The sequence below is a fragment of the Microbispora amethystogenes genome, assembly GCF_016863015.1.
Classification (GTDB): Bacteria; Actinomycetota; Actinomycetes; order Streptosporangiales; family Streptosporangiaceae; genus Microbispora; species Microbispora amethystogenes.
The window spans coordinates 64363-88945 of sequence record NZ_BOOB01000052.1; the positions used below are offsets into that span (position 1 = coordinate 64363).

The window sequence follows — 24583 nt, forward strand, 5'->3', positions numbered from 1 at the left end:
GGGAAGATGCCCACAGCTCCCCCTTCGGCCCGTGGCCGGTCGATGGTGAGCGCCCCGGTGGCGACGGCGGGTTTCACGAGCGAGATCGTCGGTTATCTGCGGCAGATCGAGGAGGCCGACGAGTTCGGCGCGGTCGACCTGGTCTTCGGGATGCTCGACGAGGGCGTGTCCGCCCAGGACGTGCTGCTGCGGGTGATCGCGCCGGCCCAGCGCCGGGTCGGCCGGCTGTGGGCGGTCAACCGGTGGTCCGTGGCCCAGGAGCACGCGGCGTCCGCGGTCAGCGAGCGGGTCGTCGCCGCCGTCGCCCGGAGGGTGGCCCCGCCTCCCGCCCGCGGGCGGGTCGTGGTCGCCTGCGTCGAGAGGGAGCAGCACTCCCTGCCCACCCGCCTCCTGGCCGAGGTGCTGCGCCTGCACGGATGGCGGGTCGACTTCCTGGGCGCCAGCGTGCCCACACCTCATCTGGTCGAGTGGATCGGGCAGGTGAACCCCGAAGTGGTCGCGCTCGGCTGCACACTGCCCGTGTGGCTGCCCCGCGCGCACCGGGCCGTCGCCGCCTGCCGGACCGCCGGCGTCCCCGTCCTGGCGGGCGGGGCCGCGTTCGGCGCCGACGACCGGATCGCCCGCCTGATCGGCGCGGACGCCTGGGCTCCGGCCGCAGACGTCGCCGCCGACCTGCTCGACAACGGGTCGCTGATGTTCGCGACGGGGAACGGCGCCGAGTTGCCGCCCGACGACGAGTACGCCTGCCTCGCCCGGCGCCGGGGCGAGCTGCTGCCACGGGCGCTGGAGCTGCTCGCCGCCTCCTACCCGCCGATGCGGGACTACGACCCGTGGCAGCTGGAGCAGACGGCGGAGGATCTGGGGCACATCACCGACTTCCTCGGCGCCGCGCTGTATCTCGGCGAGATGTCGGTTTTCACGGACTTCGTCACCTGGACCTGCGCGGTGCTGGCGGCGCGCGGGGTGCCGGGCGAGTCCGTCGTGCTCGGATTGGCCGTTCTGCGCGGCGAGCTGACAGACTGCCCTCGGACCCGGGCGTTTCTCGCCGAGGGCATGAGAGCGGCGGGCGCGGCCCGTGGCGCCCCCGATCACCCCGAAACCGAAGAGACGAGCCCTTGATGCAGGACACGCCGCCGTTACTGGTCGAGTACGTCACTCCCGAGCCCGGCACCGCGCGCCTGGTGCTGACCGGCGAGCTCGACTACACCACCGTGGACGAGGCGGCCGAAGAGGCGGACAAGGTGCTCGCGGACAACCCGCGGGTGATCGAGCTCGACCTGGCCGGGCTGAGGTTCGTCGACTCCTCGGGCATCGCGGTCGTGATGAACCTCTACCGGGGGGCCGAGGAACGCGGGGCGGCCTTCCGGATCGTCGCGCTGACCACCTACCTGCGCCATCTGCTGCAGGTCATCTCCCTCGACGACGTCTTCGACCTGCCGGAGCAGGCTTCCGGCTGAGCAGTGTCAGCCGTGTCCTGAGACAGCGGCCTGAGACAATGGGCCCGTGAGCAGGCGTGCCGTCGCCGTCCGGGTCGAGGGGGTCGTGCAGGGGGTCGGCTTCCGGCCCTTCGTGTACGGCCTCGCCACGCGGCTGGGCCTCGCCGGGCTGGTCGGCAACGACGAACGCGGGGTGTTCATCGAGGTCGAGGGCGGCGGCGCGCTCGTCGAGGCGTTCCTGGCCGCGCTGGCCGCGGATCCGCCGCCGCTCGCGGTCATCGAGCGGATCAGCACCGGCCCGGCCGCGGTGACCGGCCGTCGTGACTTCGTCATCGCGCCGAGCCCCGCCCCGGACCTCCCCCGGGGTCTCCCTTGGGCGGACCGGCGCGCGCTTGTCTCCCCCGACGTGGCGACCTGCGACGCGTGCCTGTGCGACGTCGCCGACCCGGCCGGCCGCCGGTACGGCTACGCCTTCACCAACTGCACCTGCTGCGGCCCGCGCTTCACGATCGTCCGCGACGTGCCCTACGACCGGGCGAACACCACGATGGCGGGCTTCCGCATGTGCCCGGACTGCGCCCGGGAGTACCACGACCCCGCCGACCGGCGCTTCCACGCCCAGCCGGTGTGCTGCCCCGCCTGCGGGCCCCGGCTGCGGCTGCTGCTCCCCGGCGGCGGAGAGGAGAGGGGAGACCCGCTGGAGGAGTCCGTACGGCTGCTCCGGCGTGGCCGGGTGCTGGCGGTGAAGGGACTCGGCGGCTTCCACCTGGCGGCGCTCGCGGGGGACGAGACCGCGGTCGCGGCGCTGCGGGCGCGCAAGCACCGCGAGGACAAGCCCTTCGCGGTGATGGCGGGCGGCCTCGCGGAGGCGCGGCTGCTGTGCGAGGTGAGCGCCGCCGAGGAACGCCTGCTCACCGGCCCCGCCCGGCCCGTCGTGCTGCTGCGCCGCCTGGACGCCGCCGGGGTGGCCCCTTCTGCGACACCTTCTGCGACACCTTCTGTGGCGCCGTCTGTGGCGCCGTCTGTGGCACCGGGGAACCGGTGGCTGGGAGTGCTGCTGCCCTACACCCCGCTGCACCACCTGCTGCTCCGGGCGCTGGCCGAGCCGATCGTGCTGACCAGTGGGAACGTCTCCGACGAGCCGATCGTCCACCGGGACGAGGAGGTCCGGGAACGGCTCGGCGGCGTCGCCGACGCCTTCCTGACCCACGACCGGCCAATCCACGTCCGTACGGACGACTCGGTCGTGCGCGTCTTCCGGGGGCGGGCGCTGCCGATCAGGCGTTCCCGGGGTTACGCGCCCCACCCGCTGCCGCTCGCCGGGGGCGCGCCGCGGCCCGTGCTCGCCTGCGGCGCGGAGCTCAAGCACACCTTCTGCCTGGCCAGGGATGACCGGGCCTTCGTGTCCCAGCACATCGGCGACCTGGAGAACCACGAGACCCTCAGGTCGTTCACCGAGGGCGTCACCCACTTCATGCGGCTGTTCGACGTCGTGCCCGAGGTGATCGCCCATGACCTGCACCCCGACTACCTGTCCACGAAGTACGCCCTCGACTGGATCCTCGAACGGGACGCGGACCTGGTCGGCGTGCAGCATCACCACGCCCACGTCGCGTCCTGCCTGGCCGACAACGGCGTCGCCGGGCCGGTGATCGGGGTGGCCTTCGACGGCCTCGGGTACGGCCTCGACGGCACGCTGTGGGGTGGGGAGTTCCTCGTCGCCGATCTCGCCGGGTTCGAGCGGGCCGGTCACCTCGCGACGGTGCCGATGCCGGGAGGCGCGGCGGCGATCCGGCAGCCCTGGCGGATGGCGGCGGCCTACCTCGACCTCGCCTACGAGGGCGACGTCCCCGGCGATCTCGGCGTCGTACGCCGCAACGCCCGCCGGTGGGGGGTGGTGACCGCGATGGCACGGCGCGGCGTGAACGCGCCGCGCACGTCCAGCGCGGGCCGGCTGTTCGACGCGGTCGCCGCGCTCGTGGGCACCCGCGACGAGATCACCTACGAGGGCCAGGCGGCCGTCGAACTGGAGCAGATCGCCGATCTCCGGGTGGACGACGCCTACGCGTGCCCCCTCATCTCAGGCGAAGGGCCGTTCACGGCGTCGTTCACGGCGTCGTTCACGGTGCCGGGCGTGGACCTGGTCCGCGCGGCGGCCGACGACCTGCGGTCGGGCACTCCGCGTGAGGTGGTGGCCGCGCGCTTCCACAACACCCTGGCCCACGTCGTCGCCGACGGCTGCGACCACCTGCGGGAGACCACCGGCCTGTCGGCAGTGGCGCTCTCCGGCGGCGTCTTCCAGAACCTGCTCCTGCTCGACCGGGCCGTCACCCTGCTGGAGGAACGCCGCTTCACCGTGCTGACCCACCATCACGTCCCCCCGAACGACGGCGGCGTCAGCCTCGGCCAAGCCGCCGTCGCCGCCGCCCGCGACCGGCCGGCAGATCCCGGCTAACAGATTCTCGGTAGGGGGTCGCCGACCAGAACGTCGACGATCCGGGTGCCGCCGAAGGCGGTCCTGAGCAGCACCAGGCTTGGGGGATCAGCCGCGACGCGGCCGATGATCGCGGCACCCGCGCCGAGCGGATGGCCGCGCAGGGCGGCGAGCGCCTCCTCCGCCGCCTCCCCGGCCACGACCACGACGACCCGGCCCTCGCAGGCGACGTAGAGCGGGTCGATCCCGAGCAGTTCGCAGGCCCCGCGCACGTCCGGCCGGACCGGAACGGCGTCCTCGTCGACCACGACGGCGACGTCCGAGGCGCGGGCGATCTCGTTGAGGATCGTCGCGACGCCGCCCCGGGTCGCGTCCCGCAGGCACCGTACGGCCCCCGTGGCCTGGAGAAGTGCGGTGATCAGCCCGTTCAGGGGGGCGGTGTCCGACGTGACGTCGGCCTCGATGTCCAGCTCGCCCCGGGCCAGCATGATCGTCACGCCGTGCTCCCCGATCGGGCCGGACACGAGCACGGCGTCGCCGGGACGGGCGCGCGCGACGCCGAGTCGCGTGTCGCGGTCCAGCAGGCCCACTCCTGCGGTGGTGACGTAGCAGCCGTCGGCCTTGCCGCGCTGCACCACCTTGGTGTCCCCGGTCACGATCGCCACACCCGCCGCGGCGGCGGCCCGGGCCATCGAGGCGGCGACCCGCCGCAGGTCCTCGACCGGGAAGCCCTCCTCCAGCACGAACCCGGCGGAGAGATACAACGGCCTCGCCCCGCACACGGCCAGGTCGTTGACCGTCCCGTTGACCGCGAGGTCGCCGATGTCGCCGCCGGGGAAGAACAGCGGCGAGACCACGTAGGAGTCGGTGGTGAACGCGAGCCGGGCGCAGGCCCCGCCCGGCGCCGTGAAGGCCGGCACCTGGATCACCGCGCCGTCCTCCAGCGGTTCCAGCAGCGGGTTGCGGAACGCGTCGAGGAAGACCGCCTCGATCAGGGTCTGCGTCGCCCTGCCGCCCGCGCCGTGGGCCATCGTGATGTGCTCCTCACGCACCCGGGCCTTCCGCCGCCGCGCCCGGTCGATGCGTTCGAGCACCTGCTCCTCACGGCTCGTCACCTCGGTGCCTCCCTCGGTGCCTCCCTTGACGCCTCCCGCACCCGCCGCCGCGAGAAGCGGCCGAAGTTGTAGTAGGCCGCGCAGGCGCCCTCGGACGACACCATGCAGGTGCCGATCGGCGTCTCGGGGGTGCAGGCCGTGCCGAACACCTTGCACTCCCACGGCTTGAGCGCGCCCTTGAGGACCTCGCCGCACTGGCACGCCTTGGGATCGGCCACCCGGCCGCCGGGCACGTCGAACCGCCGCTCCGCGTCGTACGCCGCGTACTTCTCCCGGATGCGCAGAGCGGAGCGGGGGATGGACCCGAGGCCGCGCCACTCGAAGCGCGGCCGCGGCTCCATCACCTCGTCGACGGCCCGCAGCGCCCTGGGGTTGCCCGCCCACGGCACGACCCTGGCGTACTGGTTCTCGACCTCCGACCTCCCCTCCGCGATCTGGAGCAGCAGCATGTGGATCGCCTGGAGGATGTCGAGCGGCTCGAAGCCCGCCACCACCAGCGGCCTGCCGTAGTCGCGGGCGACGAATTCGTACGGCCGGCAGCCGATGACCGTGGACACGTGGCCGGGCCCGACGAACCCGTCGAGACGCAGGCCGGGGGAGTCCAGGATCGCCGTGATCGCCGGGATGATCATGACGTGGTTGCACATGACCGAGAAGTTGCGCAGGCCCTCGGCCGCCGCCCGCAGCACGGTCACGGCGGTCGACGGCGTGGTGGTCTCGAACCCTATGGCCATGAAGACCACCTGCCGGTCCGGGTTGCTTCGGGCGATCTTCAGCGCGTCCAGCGGGGAGTAGACCATGCGGATGTCGGCGCCCCGGGCGGCGGCGTCGAGGAACGACCCCCGGCCGCCGGGCACCCGCGTCATGTCCCCGAACGAGGTCATGATGACGCCGGGCCGCTCGGCGATGTGGATCGCGTCGTCCACCCGGCCCATCGGGATCACGCACACCGGGCAGCCGGGGCCGTGCACCAGCGTGACCGACTCGGGCAGGTGGTCCTCCAGTCCGTGCTTGTAGATGGTGTGCGTGTGGCCGCCGCACACCTCCATGAACGTGTAGGTCCGCCCCGGCTCGCACAGGCCCGCGATCGCCGCGGACAGCGCCCGTGCCTTGTCCGCGTCGCGGTACTCGTCGACGAAGCGCATCATTCACCCCTCCGGCTCCGGGCCCGAGTCGCGCAGCGCCGCGAGTTCGTCCTCGTACGCCTGGCCGATGCCCTCCAGGAACTCCAGCGCGGCCCTGGCCTCGTCCTCGTCGATCTTCGACAGGGCGAAACCGACGTGGATGAGGACCCAGTCGCCGGGCCGCAGCGGCTGGCCGTCGAGCAGGTCGATGTTGACGGCCCGGCGGACCCCGCTCACGTCGACCTTGGCGAGGTCAGTCCGATCGGACGGGATCTCCACGATCTCGCCCGGAATTCCCAGGCACATGGGCCGCCTCCACGACGTGGACGGACTCCAGGACGAGACGGTCCCCGCCCTCGCTGTCGATGTCGATGCCCCCGCACCTGCCGCAGATCGTCATCGGGTCGTCGCACAGGGCGGAGTGCCCGCAGCCCCGGCAGATGAGCCGGACGGGCTCGACGACCAGGTCGAGCCTCGCCCCCTCGGCCACCGTGCCGGTGGCGGCGAGGCTGAACGCCTGCGCCAGGACGTTGGGGGAGATGCGGAGCAGGGCGCCCGCCCGCACCCGGGCCCGGCGCACCCGCCTGCCCTTCGCGCGGTGCTCCACGGCGTCGAGAACGGCCTCGGCGATCCCGAACTCGTGCATCGCCGTCACGTCCCCCGAACCTGCGGGCTTTCGCCGGCGGGGGCCGGGCCGAACGCTCCTCCGCTGACGCCGATCAGCAGGTGGGCCGCGACCAGCGAGTGCCGCAGGGCCTCCTCGCGCGGCGCGTCCGCACGCTCCCAGCGGGCCGTGTTGTGCACCTCGACCCTCAGCCTGACCAGCCCGTACGGGCCGGGCAGCCGCTCGGCGGAGACCCGCATCTCCGCGTGGATCGGCTGGTGCTCGCAGATGACGCGGCCCGTACGCTCCCCGCTCGCGGCGATGATCGGCTCGATCTCCCGGCCCCCGGGCACGTGGACCTCGACCGTGCGCCGCCCGTCCGTCAGGGGCAGGACGGCCCGGGTCTCCCGCTCGACGGCCTCGTCGAAGCCGAGGTAGTCGTGCCCGGCGACGGTGAGCTTTGGCACCGGCCAGTAGCCGTCGTCCTCCTCCCGCTCCACCGTCCTGCACCTGACGTGCAGGAACCGCAGGCGCAGGTCGATCGTCGCGTCCGGGTCCGCCTCGAGGAGGCACTCGGTCACACCGGCCGACGGCTCGCCGGGGAAACCCGGCGGCACGAGCACGCCGAATTCCCAGCGCATGCGGTGCTCCACCGGCGCCGTCATCGGGCCCGCCTCTTTCACGAGCGCCTCCATTCACCGGAGACCAGACCACCGGACTCCAGACCACCGGGGACCACGGCGATGGCCTCCTTGGCGTGGACCAGCACGACGTCGCCCGGCCGGACGTCCACCAGGGCGACGCTCACCACCTCCCGGCCGCGGCCGGTGTCGGCGAGCGCGAGGCCGGCGTCGAGGAGCCGTACGACGGTGACCGCGACCGCCTCGTCCGAGCAGGTGACACACGTCTCTTCACCGCAGTTCATGTCGACCCCCGAGAAACGACCGTACGCCGCCCAGGGGCGGGGGAAATCAAAGGAAGTCGGTGATTGCGTAAAGGTCGGTGAAGTCCCGGAACGCGCCGACGGCCCCGGCATGTGCCGGGGCCGTCGGAGAAGACGCCGGGTGAGCCTATCCGACGCTTCTGCGGCGGAAGACGGCCACGGCGGCGACGACGCCCAGGGCCGCCAGGGCCACCTGGATGATCAGTTCCAGCCAGTCGATGCCGGGGGTGGTCGCCACTCCGAGACCACGGGCTATCGCCGTGCCGATGAGGGCGGCGATGATGCCGATCACCATGGTCAGCCAGATCGGGATGGCCTGACGCCCGGGCACGACCAGCCGGCCGAGGGCGCCGATGATGAGTCCGATGATTATGGCGGAGATGATGCCGCTTACGGCCATGCTGCCACCCTCCTCTAGTTCTGCTGTCCCCCTTCTGCCCGTTTCAGGTGATTTGACACATTTTGGGCTGTTGTGTCACGTACGACCCATGACGTGGTTCTCCCAGGCCCATGCGGCGATCTGGACGCGGTTGCGCACGCCGAGCTTGGCCTGGATGCCCGACACGTGGGTCTTGACCGTGCTGAGCGAGATGAACAGCTCAGCGGCGATCTCCTGGTTGGTACGGCCCCGCGCGACGGCCCGGACGACCTCGATCTCCCGGTTCGAGAGGGGATGATCAAGCCGGGCGGCCGGATGAGTGGTCCAGTGGGTGGTGAGGTGGCGCAGCAGTCGCAGGGTGACGGAGGGGGAGACGAGGGCGTCCCCGGCCCGCGCGGCCCGCACCGCCTCCACCAGCAGGGCGGGTCCGCAGTCCTTCAGCACGAAGCCCACCGCGCCGGCCCGCAGCGCGCCGTACACGTACTCGTCCAGGTCGAAGGTCGTGACCACGACCACCTTGAACGGCTCGGCGACTCCTGGGCCCGCCAGGAGGCGGGTGACCTCGATGCCGTCGAGCCGGGGCATCCGCACGTCGACCAGGCACACGTCCGGTCGCAGCCGCCGGGCCAGTTCGACGGCCTCGGCGCCGTCGGCCGCCTCGGCGACCACCTCGATGTCGGGCTGGTCCTCCAGGATCAGCCGCAGGCCGCCGCGGACCATCGCCTGGTCGTCGGCCACCAGGACTTTGATCGTCTTCACCGGTCGCGCCGGGGTTCCAGGCGGGGTTCATGGTGGGGCATAGGGAGGGTGGCGAGCACCGACCAGCCGGATCCGGGGCGCGGCCCGGCCCGCAGCGTGCCGCCGAGCGCCTCGACCCGCTCGCGCATTCCGAGCAGGCCGTATCCACCCCGCGATCCACCCCGCGATCCACCCCGCGATCCACCCCGCGATCCACCCCGCGATCCCCCACGCGCCCCGGGCCCGCGCGGCCCTGGCGGCGCGTCGTCGGCGACCTCCACGACGACGACGTCCCGGTCCCGTTCGACGCTGACCGTGACCGCACGGGCCCGCGGCGCGTGGCGCGCGATGTTGGTCAGCGACTCCTGCACCACCCGGTAGACCGTGGAGGCCACCTCGGGCGGCCACGCCGCCGTCTCCTCCTCGCGCGGCAGCCGCAGGCGCACCGGGCGGCCCCCGGCCTCGAACCGCCCGACCAGGTCGCCGAGCCTTTCGGGCCCGGCGACGGCCGCGCCGTCGCGGGAGCCGCCCGCCCCACGCTCGGCGACGCGCAGCAGGCCGACGACGCGTCGCATCGCGGCCAGCGCGTCGGACCCGGCCGTCTCGATCTGGCCCAGGGCGTCGCCCGCCTTCTCGGGGCTCCGGCTCGCGACGAGCCGGGCGGCCTGCGCCTGCACCACGATGCCGGTGACGTGGTGGGCGACGACGTCGTGCAACTCCCGGGCCAGCGCCAGCCGTTCGGCCTGGCGCACCGCCTCCGCGACGGCCCGCCTGCGGGCGTCGAGCAGCCGCGGGCACAGCCCGGCCGCGACGGCGGCGGCCCAGGTCGCGAGGTTCATCGCGGTGACCGACGGCACCCCGGCGGCGAACGTGTGCGCGGTCAGCAGGCTGCCGACGGCCACGGCCAGGCCGCCGGCCGCCACGCCGCAGGCCGTACGGACCGGCAGGTTCCTGACCGCCGAGGCGACCAGCACGGCCAGGCCGAGGGCCATCCCGGGGCCGGGCTCGGCGGGCAGGCCGGCGAACCTGGCGGCCAGGACGGCGGTCGCCGCCACGGCCAGGCCCGCCACCGCCGCCCACGCCCGGTCGCGTCGCCGGGCCAGGGCGATGGCGCAGACCGCGGCGCCCGCGGCGCAGTCGAACCGCCAGTAGCCGTCACCCCAGCTGCCGGCGATGAGGGAGGCCCAGAACGCCAGGACCACGACGAACACGGCGGCCAGCAGGGCGTCGGCCGCCCATCTCCAGGCCCGCCCGCCCCCGTACCTCCTGCCCCCGTACTCCCCGGCTTCGTACTCCCCGGCTTGGATGAACACAGGCCCGAGGCTATGAGATCGGCGGCCCGGGCAGAACCGGCCGAAAGTATGGTCCCGTGCCGCCCGATTCCCGCTTGCGGCCGATGCCGGAGCCGTACGGGTCCCCGCAGGATGCGGCTTTCATGGAAGCTCCTACGACAACTCCCACGGAACACGCCACGCGACGTGAGCGCATCACGGCGCTCGACGTGGTGCGCGGCTTCGCGCTGTGCGGGATCCTGCTCGCCAACGTCAAACCCATCGCCCACACCGGAGACCTCTGGCGGGCTGCCGAGCCGCCGACCCCCGACGACGCCTGGATGGGCCTGCTCGTCGAGCAGCGCTTCTTCCCGATCTTCTCGCTGCTGTTCGGCGTCGGGTTCTCGCTGCTGCTGGAGTCGGCCGCCGCCCGGGTGGCACGGCCGAGGGTGATCCTGCTGCGCCGGCTCCTCGTGCTGCTCGCGGCCGGGCTGGCGCACTTCCTCCTGCTCTGGCCCGGCGACATCCTGAGCACGTACGCCGTCATCGGCCTGGTGATCCTGCTGCCTTCGACGTGGCTCCCGCGCCGGCTGGTTGCCGGGCTCGCCCCCGTGCTCGTCGCGGTGTCGCTCTTCCTCGGCGGCGAGAGGTTCACCCTGGTCGCCGGGTTGTTCCTGCTGGGCTCCGCACTGACCCGATACGGCGTCACGGCCCGGATCGAGCGGTCCACCCGGGTTCCGGCGCTGCTCGGGCTGGCCTTCGCGGTCGCGGCGGCGCCCGCGCTGTGGTGGTCGGCCGGCCAGGACGCCGGTGACCCCGGCTTCGGGCGGGCGCTCGCCCTGTCCGGGCTGCTACTCGCGGGGGTCTACGTCTGCGCTCTGCTCGTGCTGCTGCGGTCGCCGCTCCGGCCGGCGCTGCGGGCCGTCTTCGCGCCGCTCGGCCGGATGGCGCTGACCAACTACCTGACCGCGACCGTCCTCGTCCTGCTGGCCGCCCGCCTCTGCGGGTGCTCGCCGGAGGCATGGTCCTCGGCGAGAGTGGTGGCGACCTCGGCCGTCATCCTCGCCGTCCAGTGGCTGTGGTCCGTGCTCTGGCAGCGCACGCACCGGTACGGCCCGCTGGAGTGGCTGTGGCGGTGGGCCACCTGGGGCCGTCGGCCGTGAAGGAGTCAGGTGCGCGGCGGCGCGGTGCTCTCCCGTACGACGAGGGTGGTGGCGAGTTCGACGCGGTGCTGTTCGAGCGGCTCGCCGTCGGCGAGCCGGAGGACCATCCGCGCGGCGGTGGCCCCCATCTGCACGAGCGGCTGCCGTACGGTCGTCATGGGCGGCCCGGCCCACTGGGTGAACGACAGGTCGTCGAACCCGATCACGCTGAGGTCCTCCGGGACGCGCAGCCCGGCCCGCCTGGCGGCCTCGTACACGCCGAGGGCCTGCAGGTCGTTGGAGCAGAAGACGGCGGTCGGCGGGTCGGGCAGGCGCAGGAGTTCGGCGCCGTCGCGTAACCCGCCCTCCACATAGAGGGTGCTGATCCGCACGAGGGCGGGGTCCACGTAGACGCCCGCCGCGTCCATCGCGGCCCGGAAACCGTCGAGCCGGGCCCGGCAGCACGGCCACTGCGTGGGCCCGCTCAGCATGGCGACGCGGTGATGGCCGAGGTCGAGCAGGTGCCGGGTGGCGGCCATCCCGCCGCTCCAGTTGGTGGCCCCGACGGACGGCGTCTGGTGCAGCGGCTCCCCGGTCGGGTCCAGCACGACCAGGGGGATCGAACGGGTGGCGAGCTGGGACTGCTGCTGCACGGTGAGCTCGGAGAAGACCGCCACGACTCCGGTGGGACGGCGGGCGAGCACCTGTTCGGTCCAGGCCCTGCCGGGGGTGAGCCTGCCCTGCATCTCGGTCAGCACCACGGCCAGCCCGCGCTCCCGCGCGACCTGCTCGACGCCCTGGATGATCTCCAGTGCCCACAGGCTCTCCAGGGCGTGGAAGACCAGTTCCAGGATGGCGGCGGGCTCGCTGTCACGCCGCCGGTAGCCGTGCTCCCGCAGCACCGACTCCACCCGCTGCCGGGTGGCCAGGGCGACCCCGGCCTGCCCGTTGAGCACCCTCGACACGGTCGGCGGAGACACGCCCGCCAGATTGGCGATCTCGGCCAGAGTCGGCCGGTGCCGGGGAAGCTCCCCGCCGGGGGCCCGGTCGGTCGCGGTCACCGCCCCAGTATGCAGGACAGGCGATCAGGTCTCACCCGCGGCTCTCCCTGCCCGTCGAGGCCGCGTACCGTCAGTTTTGGGGGTGAATGTCGTGTTTGTGGATCGTCGTGACGCTGGGCTCCTCCTCGGCGAGCGCCTGCGTGAGCTCCGTGACTCCGGTGACATCCAGGGTGACGTGGTCGTCGTCGGGCTGCCCCGCGGCGGGGTGCCCGTGGCGCTCCAGGTCGCCCGGGCCCTCGACGCGCCCCTGGACGTGATCCTCGTCCGCAAGCTGGGCGTGCCGTACCAGCCCGAGCTGGGGTTCGGCGCCATCGGCGAGGGCGGCGTGCGGGTGGTCAACCCCGACGTCGTACGGCTCGCCCGGCTCACCGACGACGAGATGGCGGTCGTCGAACGCCGGGAGCGGGCCGAACTGGAGCGCCGGGCCGGCCGGTTCCGGCGCGGCCGCGAGCCCGTCGACCTGGCCGGCCGTACGGTGATCGTGGTGGACGACGGGATCGCGACGGGCGGGACGGCCCGCGCCGCCTGCCAGGTCGCCCGCGCGCACGGCGCGTCCAGGGTGGTGCTGGCGGTGCCGGTGGGCGCGCCCGAGACGATCGCGAGCCTGCGCGGGGACGCCGACGAGATCGTGTGCCTGGACACCCCGGACCACTTCTGGGCCATCGGCGCGTGGTACGAGGACTTCACCCAGACGAGCGACGAGGACGTCATGGAGTGCCTGCGTTCCTGACGCCTTGCGGGCTCAGTGCTCTTATGGGCTCTCCGGGCGCCACTCCACGAAGTGCTCGATCCGGGCGTCGGGGCCCGGGTAGAAGCACAGCGTCTCCCCCTCCTCGTCCAGCCAGCGTACGAGGTAGGGCGGCGAGCCGTCGGTGTGGTAGAGCGCCATCACGATCCCCACGCGGCCCGTCCCGCCCCGCTGGACGCTCTCGACGACCAGCCGGTCGCCGACCGCCGCCTTCATGCTCATCACAGCCTTCTCATCACGACCCTCTCATCACAACCCCGCCGGTGTGGCGACCTCGGTCGTGATCGGCGTCCAGCGGTGCGCCAGGCGCTTGGTGAGAGAGGCCATCGTGGTGTATTCCAGGTCTTCCAGCGGCAGCCGGTGCGGCTCGAAGGGGCCGTGGCGGCGCAGATAGTCCATCACCTCGTTCGCCTGCCGCCGCGCGCCGTCGAAGGCCGGGTCGTCGAACATGTCGCGCGGGCCGACCAGCCTGCCGTCCTTGATCTGGAAGCCCAGCGCGACCACCCGGGGCGGGCCGTCGAAGCGGGACGGGTGCGCCTGCCCGACGGGCACCGGCATGAACGGCGCGTGGTGCGAGCCGCGCATGCACCCCGCCACCGAGTACGCGAACGCGAACGGCTCCAGCGCCTCGCCGACGGCCGGCAGGCCCGACTGGCAGCGTACGATCATGACCGGATCGTCCTTGCCGACATACTTCCCCGCGATCAGCGACAGCCGCTGGGTGCTGGTCGCCGCCGCCGTCGTGCCCAGCGTCTTGGACCGTACGCCGTGGACCACGTAGCGGGCCGGGGCGCCGATGTACATGAGCATGTCGTACAGGTCGGCCGGGCAGTCGAAGACGATGCGGCGGTCCTCGTAGAGGTCGAACACCTCGAACGCGAACCCGGCGTGCATCTTCTCGTCGATCACCAGGCCGGCGGTGTTGGACGGGTCGGCGAACATCTTGTAGAGCGGCAGGTTCCACGCGCCCGGCTCGGTCTTGTCCGCCAGGAAGCACAGCACGGGCTCGGACGGCCGCTCCTCGAACTCCAGCTCCGCGTAGCCCGGGCCCATGCCGCGCAGGTTGCCGGAGAAGGCGTCCGACAGCAGGTCCTGCCCGGCGCCGTACAGGCCGAGATCCTTGGCGATGTGGGTGGTCGCCTGGAAGGTGTCCCAGGCGAAGGAGTGGATCAGCCCCGCCTCCGGGCCGTAGGTGTGGGTCATGATGAGCGAGATGTCGTCGCCGCAGCTTTCGACGGCGCCGTCGACGAGCAGTCCTGAGGACTTGGCCCGCTCGATCTCCCGCCTGGCCTCGGCGACCAACCGGGGATGCACGGCGGAGTGGCCGACGAAGCCTCCGGTGTCGGCCTTGATGACGCTCAGCGTGATCATGGTCATCACCTCCAAATACACCCTTATCTGGATTTTTGGGAATAAAAAGAGCACTAGGTCACAAATAGGACGGGACTTCCGTACGGCGGGTAGGAGTGAGCTGAAGACAGGGCCCTGGGCGGGCGCGGGGGGAGTGCCGGCCATGAAGATCAGAGATGTGATGTCCACGCCCGTGGTGGTCGTCCCGCCGGTCACCCCGGTGCGGGACGTCGCGCGGCACATGGACTATTCGGGCGTCGGGTGCGTTGTCGTCTCGGAGGGGCAGGGCGTCACGGGCGTCGTGACCGACCGCGACCTCACCCTTCGCGTGCTCGCCCGCGACGGGGACGGGGACACGCCCGTCGGCCGGGTGATGTCGGAGCGTCCCGTCGTGGTGCGGCCCGGCGACGAGGTGGAGGTGGCGTTCGACACCTTCCGCCGTCACTCCTTCCGCAGGCTGCCGGTGGCGGACGAGGCGGGGGTGGTCGGCATGCTGACCATCGACGACCTGCTGCTCCAGATGCACCAGCTCACCGCCGACCTGCTCACGCCCGTGGTCAAGGAGATCAGCGAGCCGCAGCGGCAGAGCGACTAGATGCGGCTTGTGGCGGAGTTCGCTCCGTTCGGCCGGGATCGCGCCGGGACGGCGTGATCATGGGACGGGTGTGGCCTCCGGCCGGGCAGTGGCCGGCGATCATCCGGCGGGTGCGGGAGGAGGCGTCCCGCGAGCGCCTGTCCCTGCTGGCCGCCGGCATCGCGTTCTGGGGAACGCTGTCGATCTTTCCGATGCTGATGGTCGTGGTGGCGGTCTACGGGCTGGTGGCCGACCCCCGGCAGGTGGCCGGGCAACTGGCGTCGTTCACCCGGCCGCTGCCCCCGGACGTCGCCCGGCTGCTCGTCTCCCAGCTCACCAATGCGGTGCGCGCCGGGCACCGGGGTTTCGGCGCGCCACTGGCGCTCAGCCTGGTCGCGCTGCTGTGGGCCTCGTCCCGTGCCGTACAGGCGCTCGTCCGGGCCGTCGACGCGATCTACGGCAGCCGGCGGGACCGCGGCTTCCTCCGTACCCGGCTGACGGCTCTGCTGCTCACGGTCGCCGCCATCGCGGGGACCTCCGTCCTGCTGGCGCTCGTGGCCGCGTTCCCGGTGGTGCTGGGTCACCTGGGGCTCGGCGCGACGGCTCGCGCGGCCGTCTCGGCCGGGCGCTGGGTGATGCTCGTCCTGCTCTTCGGCGTGGGGCTGGCGCTGCTCTACCGGTACGTCCCCGGCGCCCGGCTGGAACCCGGGTGGCGGTCGGTCGGGTGGGGCCTGGGACTCGCCATACCGGCCCTGCTGCTGGTCTCGGTGGGCCTGTCGGTCTTCGTCAGCGGCTTCGGCCGCTTCGACCAGACGTACGGCGCCCTGGGCGCGGTGGTCGTGCTCATGCTCTGGCTGTATCTCTCCTCGCTGGTCGTGCTGTTCGGCGCGGAGATCAACGGCGCGATCGAACGCCACGCGCGAGAGGCGAAGGCCGCGCGTGCCCCGGGCCGTGCCCCCAGTGCTCCCGAGACCCCGGGTGCTCCGGATGCTCCCGGATCGCCCCTTGACCGCCCTTGACGCGCGCCGGGATGAGGGTGCGCTGCACGGCATTTGTCACGATAAATCGTAGATTGTTTGGGCAGTAGGGGAGGCGTGTCCGACACCGGTCGTTCCCCAGGCAGCGACATCTCCAGTGGCATCTCCAGCGGCATCTCCAGCGTCTTCCCCTCACTCCCTGGTCAGAGTGAAGGGACAGTGGAGCCGGCCGACTCTCCGACGTCTCCAGACCGGCCGGTGGCTGGCACAGATGCCGACACCGATGCCGACGCCGGTGGCGGGACCGGCGGCGAGACGGTCCGGGACACGCGTGCAGGCGTCGCTACCGACGCGGGTACGGACGACCGGGCGGGTGACGGGGTCGCGATGACGCCCCTCGACCGGCCGTTCGGCATGCCCGGGCGCCCACTGCGGAGCAACCCGTTCATGTTCGGCCTGACCGGAGCCCTCGGCGTGCTCACCGCCTGGCTGCTGGTGCAGGCGATCGCCAGCGCGGGTTCGGCGCTCGTGCTGATCGTGGTCTCGTTGTTCCTGGCCATCGGCCTGAATCCCGCGGTCGAGGCCCTCCAGCGCCGGAACCTGTCCCGCCGCGTCGCGATCACGATCGTGTTCGGGTCGGTGATCGCGTTCTTCGTCGCCTTCGGCCTCGCGGTCGTGCCGCCGCTGACCGAGCAGACCACCGGGTTCTTCGGTCACCTGCCGGAGTATGTGCAGCAACTGCAGAACCACCCGCTGATCCGCTCGGTGGACGAGCGCTACCAGGTCCTGGACAAACTCCAGCAGTACGTGACCGGCGACAAGCTGGCCACCCAGATGTTCGGCGGTCTCCTCGGCGTGGCGAGCATCCTGATCAGCGCGCTGTTCAGCGGGTTCACCCTGCTCATCCTGACGCTCTACTTCCTCGGGTCCCTCAACTCCATCAAGGAGACGGCCTACCGGTTCGTGCCGCGCTCGCGCCGTACGCGGGTCCGGCTGCTCGGCGACGAGATCATCAACCAGATCGGCGGCTACGTCGCCGGGAACCTGATCATCTCGTTGATCGCCGGAGTGGTGACCTTCCTGTTCCTGTCCATGCTGAAGGTGCCGTACGCGCTGGCGCTGGCCATCTTCGTCGCGGTCACCGACCTGATCCCGCTGGCCGGCGCGGTCATCGGCGCGGTGGTGGCCTCGGGGGTGGGCTTCCTCGTGTCGGTCCAGGTGGGCGTCGCCTGCACGGTGTTCTTCATCATCTACCAGCAGGTGGAGAACTACTGGATCTCCCCGAAGGTGTTCAAGTCGTCGGTCGACGTACCGCCCGTGGCGACCATCGTCGGGGCGCTGCTCGGCGGCGCGTTGCTCGGCATCGTCGGCGCGCTGCTCGGAATCCCCCTGGCGGCCGCCCTGCTCCTGATAGCCCGCGAGGTCGTGATGCCCCGCCAGGATCGGCTGTAGCGAGTCATATCTGCTTTGTCTTCGTTTCATGCCCTGCTCCGAACGGGCGTACGTGCTCCGGGCGATGAACACGTACGCTTTCGGCATGGGTCGGCATGGAGCGGAATGGGCGGGTTTCGCGACTGTCGTTTCGGACCGTGAGCGGTACGCGCCGGTGGTGGCACGTCGCGTTCGCGAGCCGGGGTCTGTGAACAGCGCATGGGCGGATTCGAACGGCACGTCGCTGTGACGCCGTCGCCGCACTTCGTGTCGGGCCGCGTCCCACAGTGGTCCCGCAGTGGGGTGAAAATGCCCGCGGTAGTCCGGTAGTGACGTCCGTACGGGCCTTGACGATCGGAGGGGCGTGTATCCGCAGGAGAGAGCGCCGGTCATGCGGGTTCCCTTCCGGATCGCGGGCCTGTGGATACGCGTCGTACTGCTTGTCATCCTGCTCTGGGGCGCTTTTCTGACCGTTCTGAGCACTTTCCCGCGCGAGAGCACGGCCGCCGAGTTCGAGGCGGCGCTGCGTGCGGATCAGGTCACCTCCGTGATCGTTTTCAACGGCGGTCCGCTGCGGTTACGGTGGTCGGCCGGCCCTCTGATGTGGTACGAGGTCGATCGGGGCACGGACGCCGCCCGCGTCCGCCGTGATCTCGCGCGCGAAACCGAGACCGGCGACCAGCGTGTGTCAGTCGTCTGGCGCTGGGCCGGCGACCAAAACAACTCGCGCTCACCATGGGCCTTCCAGGTGCCATTCCCCGGCGCGCCCTGGATCGTCGGCGCAGCGTGGCTCGTCACTCTCCTCACCATGCTCGGCGCGGGTCAGCCGCGCTGGGGCAACAGATGGGCCTGGTTCTGGCTCTTCTGGGTGGGCGGGGTGGGCGCGATCCTGTTCCTCCTGCTGGAGCCGCGGTCCCTCTGGTACGGCCTGGAGCCGCAGAACCCGATTCCCCGCCCGCTGCGCGGGGGCCAGGGCTGTGTGCTGTCCATCTGCCTCAACCTCGTGGGTGCCGGTCTCGCCGCCGTCGGCATCTCCAGAGCGGTCCACGCCCTGGCCGATCTTCTGGCCACCGTCCCCTGAGCCTGAGTTCGCAGTCCCATCCCCATTTGTGCATAAGGGGCAAGGGGGTGAATTCCGCATAAGTGGCGAATAGGAAATTTGCGCTGTAGCCCCAACTATTCTCGGCGCTGGGGTGTTCACGGCGCGTTGCCATGGGAGAATTAATACAGGCTTTCGAATTGATGGGGAGGTGTGATGGATCTGTTCAACTATGACCCTGCACACCCTCATCGTTCGAACGATGACGGCGATGGCGACTGGTGGGAGCGGCTTATCTCCCGCTCGCCCCTTTGGTCTCCCGAGGGTTCGCTTGCCCGTGAATACGTGCCGATCGTCGATCCCGACGCGCGAGAGGACGCGATTCGATTCGGCACCCCGGCGCATTTCACTTTCGTTCGGGCATTCACGTCTCGTGCCGGTACCGCTGCCGTTGATGACCCCGTCAGCGACGGAATCACGAGCGACCCTTCCTCTGATGGGGCTCTTGGCGATGCCGATGTTCCCGACCTCGGAGCCGGTTCTCCCGCCGCCGCCCATCACACCGGGGATGCATTCAGCGATGCTTGTGGTGGTGCTTCCGGCGCGGGGTCGTCGTCATGGGTGGCGGTGGCTGCGGTTGTCGAGGCGGCGCGGGCGGTGGCGCTGGCACCGGTGCCGGAGGACTCGGGTGTCTGCCTGGCTGAGGCCGAGGAGTTGTTGTCGGCCCGTGACCGCATCACCAGCGCGTTGGCCGCCCGGGTCGGCCGCGTCCACCGGGCCGGGGAGGCGAAGAGCCATGGGCATGCCTCCACCAAGTTGTGGCTGCGTTCCGCCGGGGGGATGACCCCTGCGGGAGCCGGCCGGTTGCTGACGATGAGCGTGGAGCTGGTCCGCCTGCAGGACGTGCGCCGCCTGTTCGCGGAGGGCAGCTTGCCCGAGGGCATTGTGGAGGCGATCTGCACCGCCACCGCCGGGCTGACCGACGACCAGGCCACCACCGCCGAGGGGATCTTGCTGGAGCTGGCTAAATCGGCGGGCGCGGCGGAGGTGGCCAAGGCGGGGCGATACCTGCGCGCGGTGCTCGACCCTGACGGGCATGAGAAGGATGAGCAGGCGGACTTCGACCGCCGGTTCTTCCGGGTGCGTCGGCGCAGGAACGGCGGTGTGGAGGGGGAGTTCTACCTGCCGGTGGAGGCCGCCGCGCGGTTGCAGCACTGGCTCGACGTCTACGCCAAGCCGAAGGCCGAGGGCGATGACCGGACGCTGAGTGTGCGGAACGCCGACGCGCTGATCGCGCTCCTGGAGAGCAAGATCGCCACCGAGCTCCTGGTGCTGGTCAACGCCGAATCCCTCCCCGATGACCCGCCAGACACTGCCCCCACAGACACCGCCCCTACAGACACCGCCCCTACAGACACCGCCCCCACAGTCGACCACGCCCACTCCACCAACCCCGCGCACACCAACCCCGCGCACGCCAATCCCGCGCACGCCGATCCTGCGCATGCCGATCCTGCGCATGCCGATCCTGCGCATGCCGATCCTGCGCATGCCGATCCTGCGCATGCCGCCGACCGTGGTGCGGTCGGTGACGCCTGGCAGGGTCGCGCCGACGAGGCAGACATGCGGAGATGGCAAGGGTGGGATTCGCGGCGCACATGTGCGCCGCAGGCGAATGCCCCTGATCCCTCGTCCGAGTGTGACGACGCCCCTGGCCCCCACAGCGAGGACAGCCCCAGCGGGGACTGTCCCGGAGACCGCCGTGCCTACGGCCGCCCCGGCGGGGACCGACCGGGGGAGTACCGTCCTCCCGGCCGCGCTGGCCGGAACCGCTCTGGCGGCGGCTGTCCTGCTCGTGACGGTGAGACAGGGGACTACCCGCATGCCTCCGCGTCGGCTGAGACGCAGGGCGGGATGGCTGGTGCGGGACTCGATACCCCGTGGGGCACGGGCTCGGACGCTCCGCCGGGTGCCGAGCACGGCGGCAGCGCCTGGCCGGGGTTGGGAGCCGACGTTCCGCCGGGTGCGGAACACGGCGGCGACGCTTGGCCTGGCGGTGAAGCCTGGGCGGGGGTGGGAGCCGACGTTTCGCCAGGTGCGGAACAGGGCGGCGGTGCCTGGCCGGGAGATGAGCCCTGGCCGGGAGGTGACGCGTGGCCGGGAGGTGACGCCTGGCTGGGAGGTGGCGGCTGGGCGGGGGTGGAAGCCGACACTTCGCCGGGTGCGGAACACGGCGGTCCGCCGTGGGCGGTAGGCAGCGCCGGTGCTCGGTCGGGGGTGGGGGTGAATGGTCCGCCGGGGGTGTGGTTGCGGGGGTTGCCGGGGCTGATCCTGGCGACCGGGCATCTGCTGCCCGTCTCCAGCGTGCACCGGCTGGCTCGCACCAGCACTCTGGTGAGGATCGTCATGAACGCCGCAGGGCAGGTGCTGGACATGGGCCGTAAGGTCCGCCTGGCCACCCCGGCCCAGCGCCGGGCCGTCTTCGCCCGGTATGCCACCTGCTGGGTGGACGGCTGCCCGCTGCCCGCCACCTTGTGCCAGATCGACCACGCCGACAACTGGTGCAGCGGAGGGCTGACCGACCTCAAGCTGCTCGGGCCGGCATGCCAGTTCCACAACCGCGACCGCTACCGCCACCCGAGTCGCTACACCCGCCGCAAGGTGGGCGACGACCGCTGGGCCTTCACCTACCGCAATCCCAACAGCACCCGGCTGCGGGTGTAGGGGCGGGGCGTGAGGAGCGGACGCCGCGCAGATGCCGAACGTGGGGTGAAGACCCCGGCGACGCCCTGCCGGCTCAGCGTGGCGTGTGGGGAGATGCGGCGGGGCTCTCTCCTGGGATCTGTGCTGCGATCTGTGGCGGTCGATTCAGGGGGCCTCGACCGTGGCCTCGGCTGTGGCCTCGACCGTGAAGGTGGTGGTGAGCACCTGGCCGGTCGCGTCGCGGAACTGTCCCCACAGGCGGTAGAGGCCGGGGCGGGGGAACTCGGCGTGCAGGCCGAGTTCGGGCCCGAAGGTCTGCCCCGGCAGGGCGAAGACCGGGCGGCCCTTGTCGTCCTCGGCCTCGGCGTGCTCGTGGGCGAAGCCGCTGCCGTCGAGCGGCATGACCACGATGTGCCCGGCGGCGGCCAGGTAGGGGCGCAGGCCGGAGACGGGCCTGCCGGTGGCGGCGTCGGCGAAGCGGAACGTGAAGTCGCTTCTGCCGCCTACCTCGGCGTCGCCGGTCAGGGTGACCCGCAGGCCGCCGACGACCTGCTCGCGAGGCGACGGCGATGGCGACGGCGACGGCGACGGGGAGGTGGTCCGTACGGCCGGGGCGGTCTCCGGGTCGCCGATCGTGAGCTCATGGTGGTTGAGGACGTCGGCCATCTCGCCCTGCCGCCGGAACTCGGCGTTGACGAGGTAGCGTCCGGCGGTCGGGAAGGTCAGCCGGACGGAGAACTCGCCGGCCCGGCCGGTGGGCTCGGGGTGGACGTGGGCGAAGGTGCCCAGGTCGGCCCGGGTGACGACGAAGTGGATCCACGCCTCGTGGCTGCGTACGACGTCCTCGACGGGGCGGCCGGTGGCGGGGTCCGTGACGCGGATGCGCACGGTGGTGGGGACGCCGGGCACGACGTCACGGGGGACCTGGACGTCCATCCGGACGCCGGCCTCCTCCGCGGGCACGGGTTCGGTCTCGGCCGTCATCATCACGCTCATGGTCGGGCGCATCGGCATGCCGGTTTCCTGCACCCAGGCGAGCACGCCGTTCATCCCGCGCTGCGCCGCCTCCGTACGGCTGAGGGCGGTGAAGCCGGCACCCACGGCGACGGCGAGTGCGGCGATGCCCAGGAGGTAGCTCCAGTCGGCGAGCCGGGAACCCCACGACCGGGACGTGCCGGGCCGGAAGCGGCGCAGGCGCAGGGCGTTGGTGACCACGCTGACCGAGCTCATGGCCATCGCGGCGGCGGCGAGGGAGGGGTCGAGGAGCACGCCGTTGAAGGGATACAGCACTCCGGCGGCGACCGGGATCAGCAGCACGTTGTAGGCGAACGCCCAGGTCAGCCCTTGCTTGATGGTGGACACGGTGCGGCGCGACAGGTCGATGGCCGAGACGATCCCGCGCAGGTCGCCGCCGACGAGGGTGATGTCGGAGGCGGCGATGGCGACGTCGGTGCCGGTGCCGATGGCGATGCCGAGGTCGGCCGTGGCGAGCGCCGGGGCGTCGTTGATCCCGTCGCCGACCATCGCGACGACCGCGCCGCTCTCGCGCAGGGCGGCCACGCGGGCGGCCTTGTCCTCGGGCCGTACGTCGGCGATGACGTGGTCGATCCCGACCTGCCGGGCGACGACGTCGGCGGTCACCTGGTTGTCGCCGGTCAGCATCCACACGTCCAGTCCGAGCGCGCGCAGCCGTTCGACGGCCTCACGGGACTCGGGCCGGATCGTGTCGGCCACCCCGATCACCCCGGCGAGGCGGCCGTCGAGCGCGACGTACACGGGAGTGGCGCCTTCCGCGGCGATCACTGCGGCGACCACTGCAGCCGTCTGGGCGGCGACCGGCTCCGGTTCGGTGGTCGGCACGCCGTGACGCCGCATGAGCGCGATGTTGCCCGCGAGCACCTTACGGCCGCCGACGCAGGCCTCCACGCCGTGGCCGGGTAAGGCCTCGAAACGCTCCACCTGCGGCAGGCTGAGCCCGGCCTCCCGGGCCCGGGTGACGATCGCCTCGCCGAGGGGATGCTCGGACCCCGTCTCCGCCGCGGCGACGTACGCCAGAAGTTCGTCGGCGTCGAATCCGGGCGCGGGGGTCAGATGGGTCACGCCCGGACGGCCCCGGGTGAGCGTGCCGGTCTTGTCGAGTACGACGGTGGTGAGGCGGCGGGCCTGTTCGAGCGCGTTGCCGCCGGAGATCAGGATGCCCAGCTCGGCGGCCTTGCCGGTGCCCACCATGATCGCGGTGGGGGTGGCCAGGCCGAGTGCGCACGGGCAGGCGATGATGAGCACGGCGATGGCGGTGCCGATGCCGAACGCGAGCCGTCCCTGGTCGGGGCCGAAGAGCGCCCAGACGCCGAAGGTGAGCACGGCGACGCCGATCACGGCCGGCACGAACCAGCCGGACACGGTGTCGGCAAGACGCTGCAGGGGCGCCTTGGACCCCTGCGCCTCCTCCACCAGCCGGACGATCTGGGCCAGCGTCGTGTCCTGCCCCACGGCGGTGGCCCGCATCACCACCGACCCGGTGCGGTTGACGGTGGACCCGATCAGCGGGTCGCCCTCGCCCCTGCGCACCGGCATGCTCTCGCCAGTGATCATGCTCTCGTCCACGGTGGTGGAGCCGGCGGTCACCACGCCGTCGACGGCGATCTTCTCGCCGGGACGCACCCGGATCAGGTCGCCGACGGCGACCTCCTCGACCGGCACCTCGACCTCGGCGTCTCCGCGCAGGACGCGCGCCGTCTTCGGCCGCAGACCGAGCAGCTCCCGGATGGCGGAGGTGGTCCGCTTCTTGGCCCGCGCCTCCATCCACCGGCCCATGAGAACGAGTGCGATGACGACGACGGAGATCTCGAAGTACACGTGCAGGGGTAGCCCGGCCCGCTCCGCCGCGGCCGGCCAGAGGGTGACGAACGCGCTGTAGCCGTACGCCACGGTCGTGCCCATGGCGACGAGCGTGTGCATGTTGACCGCGCCGTGCCGGCCCGCCGCCCAGGCGGCGCGGTAGAAGGGGCGGCCCGCCCAGAACTGCACGATCGTCGCGACGACCAGCAGCAGCGGCATCAGCCAGTCCATCGCGTCGATGGGCAGCGGCACGTACATCAGCACCATCATCGACAGCCCGGCGGCGAGGGTGACCTGCCAGGTGCGCTTCAGCCGGGTGACCTCCCGGTCCGCGTCCTGTTCGTCCTCCGGTTCCGGCTGCGGTCCGTCCGGCTGCGGCCCGCCCGCCTCCGGGTTCTCGCGTACGGGGGCGGCCGTGTATCCGGCCCGGCCCACCGACTCCGCGAGCATCTCGACCGTGACGCGCGCCGGGTCGAAGGCGACCGTGGCGACCTCGGTGGCGAGGTTCACCTCGGCCGTCGTCACGCCGTCGACGCGAGTGAGGGCCTTTTCCACCCTGCGTACGCAGGACGCGCATGTCATCCCGCCGATCTCCAGCGCGCGGGAGACCGTGACGCTCGTCGCGGTCGTCATCGCTCCCCACCTCCCATTAGTGAGTCCGAGTGAGTCCGAGTTA

The 24583-nt window shown here is 72.0% G+C and carries 23 protein-coding genes; 10 read left to right on the forward strand and 13 right to left on the reverse strand.

The window, feature by feature from the left end:
• Window positions 1-6 precede the first annotated feature (6 nt).
• From Mam01_RS30195 to hypF, 3 genes are read left to right on the forward strand one after another with little or no spacing between them, the layout of a single operon-like run.
• Window positions 7-1119 (forward strand): cobalamin B12-binding domain-containing protein, encoded by a 1113-nt coding sequence (locus Mam01_RS30195; protein WP_239101735.1) that lies wholly within the window; start codon window positions 7-9, stop codon window positions 1117-1119.
• Window positions 1119-1457: an STAS domain-containing protein gene (locus Mam01_RS30200; RefSeq protein ID WP_204288601.1), complete on the forward strand. Its 339-nt coding sequence runs from the start codon at window positions 1119-1121 to the stop codon at window positions 1455-1457. The genes Mam01_RS30195 and Mam01_RS30200 overlap by 1 nt, the downstream gene beginning before the upstream one ends.
• 46 nt (window positions 1458-1503) lie before the next feature.
• Window positions 1504-3891 carry a carbamoyltransferase HypF gene (gene hypF, locus Mam01_RS30205; protein ID WP_204288602.1) on the forward strand — a complete coding sequence of 796 codons (2388 nt, stop codon included), beginning with the start codon at window positions 1504-1506 and terminating at the stop codon, window positions 3889-3891.
• Here the strand turns inward: hypF and hypE are convergent.
• The 9 genes from hypE to Mam01_RS30250 form a co-directional block, all read right to left on the reverse strand.
• Window positions 3888-4985, reverse strand: coding sequence for a hydrogenase expression/formation protein HypE (hypE, locus tag Mam01_RS30210; RefSeq protein WP_275409106.1), 1098 nt, complete (start codon window positions 4983-4985; stop codon window positions 3888-3890). The two genes, hypF and hypE, sit on opposite strands and share 4 nt — an antisense overlap.
• On the reverse strand, window positions 4982-6133 hold the full coding sequence (gene hypD, locus Mam01_RS30215; RefSeq protein ID WP_239101736.1) for a hydrogenase formation protein HypD: 1152 nt from the start codon (window positions 6131-6133) through the stop codon (window positions 4982-4984). Before hypD ends, hypE begins: the two co-directional genes overlap by 4 nt.
• Window positions 6134-6415 carry a HypC/HybG/HupF family hydrogenase formation chaperone gene (locus Mam01_RS30220; protein ID WP_150936185.1) on the reverse strand — a complete coding sequence of 94 codons (282 nt, stop codon included), beginning with the start codon at window positions 6413-6415 and terminating at the stop codon, window positions 6134-6136.
• Window positions 6363-6755 (reverse strand): hydrogenase maturation nickel metallochaperone HypA, encoded by a 393-nt coding sequence (locus Mam01_RS30225; RefSeq protein ID WP_204288631.1) that lies wholly within the window; start codon window positions 6753-6755, stop codon window positions 6363-6365. Before Mam01_RS30225 ends, Mam01_RS30220 begins: the two co-directional genes overlap by 53 nt.
• 5 nt (window positions 6756-6760) lie before the next feature.
• On the reverse strand, window positions 6761-7396 hold the full coding sequence (locus tag Mam01_RS30230) for a hypothetical protein (RefSeq protein WP_204288603.1): 636 nt from the start codon (window positions 7394-7396) through the stop codon (window positions 6761-6763).
• The gene (locus Mam01_RS30235; protein WP_150936189.1) at window positions 7393-7638 is read right to left on the reverse strand and encodes a HypC/HybG/HupF family hydrogenase formation chaperone; all 246 of its coding nucleotides are present in this window, start codon (window positions 7636-7638) and stop codon (window positions 7393-7395) included. Before Mam01_RS30235 ends, Mam01_RS30230 begins: the two co-directional genes overlap by 4 nt.
• Window positions 7639-7783: 145 nt before the next feature.
• Complete coding sequence (locus Mam01_RS30240; protein WP_204288604.1) at window positions 7784-8056, reverse strand: GlsB/YeaQ/YmgE family stress response membrane protein; 273 nt, start codon at window positions 8054-8056, stop codon at window positions 7784-7786.
• Window positions 8057-8131: 75 nt separating this feature from the next.
• A complete protein-coding gene (locus Mam01_RS30245) occupies window positions 8132-8755 on the reverse strand; it encodes a response regulator (RefSeq protein ID WP_204288632.1) in 624 nt (207 codons plus the stop codon).
• A 35-nt stretch (window positions 8756-8790) separates the two neighbouring features.
• Entirely contained in the window at window positions 8791-10086 is a 1296-nt protein-coding gene (locus Mam01_RS30250; RefSeq protein ID WP_239101737.1) for a sensor histidine kinase, read from the reverse strand.
• Window positions 10087-10208: 122 nt separating this feature from the next.
• Here Mam01_RS30250 and Mam01_RS30255 point away from each other — a divergent pair, with 122 nt between their 5' ends.
• Window positions 10209-11207: a DUF418 domain-containing protein gene (locus Mam01_RS30255; protein WP_239101738.1), complete on the forward strand. Its 999-nt coding sequence runs from the start codon at window positions 10209-10211 to the stop codon at window positions 11205-11207.
• Window positions 11208-11212: 5 nt separating this feature from the next.
• Here the strand turns inward: Mam01_RS30255 and Mam01_RS30260 are convergent, their stop codons facing one another.
• Window positions 11213-12247 (reverse strand): LacI family DNA-binding transcriptional regulator, encoded by a 1035-nt coding sequence (locus Mam01_RS30260; RefSeq protein ID WP_204288605.1) that lies wholly within the window; start codon window positions 12245-12247, stop codon window positions 11213-11215.
• Window positions 12248-12344: 97 nt separating this feature from the next.
• Between Mam01_RS30260 and Mam01_RS30265 the strand changes: the two genes are divergently transcribed.
• The gene (locus Mam01_RS30265) at window positions 12345-12977 is read left to right on the forward strand and encodes a phosphoribosyltransferase (RefSeq protein WP_239101739.1); all 633 of its coding nucleotides are present in this window, start codon (window positions 12345-12347) and stop codon (window positions 12975-12977) included.
• A gap of 21 nt (window positions 12978-12998) precedes the next feature.
• Here Mam01_RS30265 and Mam01_RS30270 read toward each other — a convergent pair whose 3' ends face one another.
• Together Mam01_RS30270 and fbp are read right to left on the reverse strand one after the other, a co-directional pair.
• Entirely contained in the window at window positions 12999-13217 is a 219-nt protein-coding gene (locus Mam01_RS30270) for a DUF1918 domain-containing protein (RefSeq protein ID WP_239101740.1), read from the reverse strand.
• Window positions 13218-13244: 27 nt separating this feature from the next.
• Entirely contained in the window at window positions 13245-14366 is a 1122-nt protein-coding gene (gene fbp / locus Mam01_RS30275; RefSeq protein ID WP_150936198.1) for a fructose-1,6-bisphosphate aldolase/phosphatase, read from the reverse strand.
• Window positions 14367-14508: 142 nt separating this feature from the next.
• Here fbp and Mam01_RS30280 point away from each other — a divergent pair, with 142 nt between their 5' ends.
• From Mam01_RS30280 to Mam01_RS30300, 5 genes are all read left to right on the forward strand, one after another.
• The gene (locus Mam01_RS30280) at window positions 14509-14940 is read left to right on the forward strand and encodes a CBS domain-containing protein (RefSeq protein WP_150936200.1); all 432 of its coding nucleotides are present in this window, start codon (window positions 14509-14511) and stop codon (window positions 14938-14940) included.
• A 59-nt stretch (window positions 14941-14999) separates the two neighbouring features.
• Entirely contained in the window at window positions 15000-15938 is a 939-nt protein-coding gene (locus Mam01_RS30285; RefSeq protein ID WP_204288607.1) for a YihY/virulence factor BrkB family protein, read from the forward strand.
• Window positions 15939-16154: 216 nt separating this feature from the next.
• A complete protein-coding gene (locus Mam01_RS30290) occupies window positions 16155-17348 on the forward strand; it encodes an AI-2E family transporter (RefSeq protein WP_239101741.1) in 1194 nt (397 codons plus the stop codon).
• A gap of 370 nt (window positions 17349-17718) precedes the next feature.
• Entirely contained in the window at window positions 17719-18408 is a 690-nt protein-coding gene (locus Mam01_RS30295; RefSeq protein WP_204288608.1) for a hypothetical protein, read from the forward strand.
• Window positions 18409-18582: 174 nt separating this feature from the next.
• Entirely contained in the window at window positions 18583-21090 is a 2508-nt protein-coding gene (locus Mam01_RS30300; RefSeq protein ID WP_204288609.1) for an HNH endonuclease signature motif containing protein, read from the forward strand.
• A 144-nt stretch (window positions 21091-21234) separates the two neighbouring features.
• Here the strand turns inward: Mam01_RS30300 and Mam01_RS30305 are convergent, their stop codons facing one another.
• Window positions 21235-24540, reverse strand: coding sequence for a heavy metal translocating P-type ATPase (locus Mam01_RS30305; protein ID WP_204288610.1), 3306 nt, complete (start codon window positions 24538-24540; stop codon window positions 21235-21237).
• Window positions 24541-24583 lie beyond the last annotated feature (43 nt).

Excerpts from the sequence above, each read along its gene's own strand:
- Mam01_RS30235 (WP_150936189.1), bottom strand. The coding sequence starts at position 7,638 with ATGAACTGCGGTGAAGAGACGTGTGTCACCTGCTCGGACGAGGCGGTC.
- Mam01_RS30255 (WP_239101738.1), top strand. The coding sequence starts at position 10,209 with ATGGAAGCTCCTACGACAACTCCCACGGAACACGCCACGCGACGTGAG.
- Mam01_RS30285 (WP_204288607.1), top strand. The coding sequence starts at position 15,000 with ATGGGACGGGTGTGGCCTCCGGCCGGGCAGTGGCCGGCGATCATCCGG.
- Mam01_RS30270 (WP_239101740.1), bottom strand. The coding sequence starts at position 13,217 with ATGAGCATGAAGGCGGCGGTCGGCGACCGGCTGGTCGTCGAGAGCGTC.
- hypD (WP_239101736.1), bottom strand. The coding sequence starts at position 6,133 with ATGATGCGCTTCGTCGACGAGTACCGCGACGCGGACAAGGCACGGGCG.
- Mam01_RS30240 (WP_204288604.1), bottom strand. The coding sequence starts at position 8,056 with ATGGCCGTAAGCGGCATCATCTCCGCCATAATCATCGGACTCATCATC.
- Mam01_RS30300 (WP_204288609.1), top strand. The coding sequence starts at position 18,583 with ATGGATCTGTTCAACTATGACCCTGCACACCCTCATCGTTCGAACGAT.
- Mam01_RS30280 (WP_150936200.1), top strand. The coding sequence starts at position 14,509 with ATGAAGATCAGAGATGTGATGTCCACGCCCGTGGTGGTCGTCCCGCCG.
- Mam01_RS30220 (WP_150936185.1), bottom strand. The coding sequence starts at position 6,415 with ATGTGCCTGGGAATTCCGGGCGAGATCGTGGAGATCCCGTCCGATCGG.
- Mam01_RS30295 (WP_204288608.1), top strand. The coding sequence starts at position 17,719 with ATGCGGGTTCCCTTCCGGATCGCGGGCCTGTGGATACGCGTCGTACTG.
- Mam01_RS30245 (WP_204288632.1), bottom strand. The coding sequence starts at position 8,755 with ATGGTCCGCGGCGGCCTGCGGCTGATCCTGGAGGACCAGCCCGACATC.
- Mam01_RS30225 (WP_204288631.1), bottom strand. The coding sequence starts at position 6,755 with ATGCACGAGTTCGGGATCGCCGAGGCCGTTCTCGACGCCGTGGAGCAC.
- Mam01_RS30200 (WP_204288601.1), top strand. The coding sequence starts at position 1,119 with ATGCAGGACACGCCGCCGTTACTGGTCGAGTACGTCACTCCCGAGCCC.
- Mam01_RS30305 (WP_204288610.1), bottom strand. The coding sequence starts at position 24,540 with ATGACGACCGCGACGAGCGTCACGGTCTCCCGCGCGCTGGAGATCGGC.
- fbp (WP_150936198.1), bottom strand. The coding sequence starts at position 14,366 with ATGATCACGCTGAGCGTCATCAAGGCCGACACCGGAGGCTTCGTCGGC.
- Mam01_RS30195 (WP_239101735.1), top strand. The coding sequence starts at position 7 with ATGCCCACAGCTCCCCCTTCGGCCCGTGGCCGGTCGATGGTGAGCGCC.